The organism is Bradyrhizobium sp. 2TAF36, from assembly GCF_052114925.1.
Lineage (GTDB): Bacteria > Pseudomonadota > Alphaproteobacteria > Rhizobiales > Xanthobacteraceae > Bradyrhizobium > Bradyrhizobium barranii.
The window spans coordinates 1-1,122 of sequence record NZ_JBFRFR010000238.1 but is presented as its reverse complement, the minus strand read 5'-3'; the positions used below and the strand labels follow the sequence as shown (position 1 = coordinate 1,122).

General features: G+C 61.3%; 1 protein-coding gene. It reads right to left on the bottom strand.

Translation table 11 applies throughout. The annotated features are described in order from the left end of the window. Nucleotides 1–7: 7 nt before the first annotated feature. The gene (locus AB4Z51_RS44955) at nucleotides 8–940 is read right to left on the bottom strand and encodes an IS110 family transposase (protein ID WP_441499772.1); all 933 of its coding nucleotides are present in this window, start codon (nucleotides 938–940) and stop codon (nucleotides 8–10) included. Nucleotides 941–1,122: the final 182 nt, after the last annotated feature.

Genomic DNA, 1,122 nt, shown 5'->3' with positions numbered 1-1,122 from the left:
TTCGCTGTCAAGCGGGTTGCCATGGTGTTTTCGTCCTGATCATGACATTGAGGATGGTCAGCAGCTTGCGGGCGACGGCGATCAGGGCAACGAGCTTCGGCTTTCCATTGGCCACGAGGCGCTCAAAGAAGGCCTTGAGGACGGGGTTGTGWCGTCTGGCGGTCATTGCTCCCATGAACAATACCGTTCGCACCGCTTGTCGCCCGCCACCAATGAAGCTTTTTCCGCGCCATTGGCCGGATTGGCGCGTGTAGGGCGCCAAGCCGGCCAGTGCCGCAATCTGCTTGCGGTTCAGGCGGCCGAGCTCTGGCAGCTCGGCCATCAAGGTCCGGGCAATGATGGGCCCAACGCCGGGAACGGAGGCGAGCAAATCCTCTGCTTCGCGCCAGGCCGGCGAAGATCGCACTGCATCGTCGATGTCCGTATCGACGCTGACGAGCTCCTTCTCCAGCGCCTTGATCAGCCGTGTGATGCTCTTTCTTAAATGCTGCGAGGTAGCGCGCTTTTCCCGTTGCCGCTCGGCACCTATCATGTCCACGATTTGACGCCGGCGCGTCACCAAATCCGACAAAAACCGTGTCGCCTCATCCGGCAAAGGCCGGGGTTCGGGCCGTGTCGCTGCGGCAAAGTGAGCGATTACAGAAGCATCGATCGGATCGGTCTTGGCGCGTTGTCCGAGTGCCTTGGCAAAGGCACGGACCTGCGCCGGATTGACAACGACGAYAGGAAGGCCGGCGCCGCCAACTGCCGCTGCCGCAATGGTCTCGAAGCCGCCCGTCGCCTCGAGCGCCACAATACTGGGTGCAAGCTGTTTCAGCCGAACGGTCAGCTGCTCCAACCCCGCACCGTTGCGTTCTACGACGAACGCCTCACCACCGGGATGAACTGCAACGTCAAGACGGTCCTTCGATACGTCGATACCAACCGCGATGATATCCATGGTCACCCTTCCTTGCCTAATCGGGCTTCGCACTTTGCGGCCCAGGCGACTGTTCGGGTTCAATGGACTAACGGACGGGGCACCTCTCTCACCCACGGCCTGCAACGACCTGGGGGTTTGCGGGCTCCCGTCCGTCACCGCAACGTCTACAATAGCAGACCTGCGGCGCTTCGACTTACAAG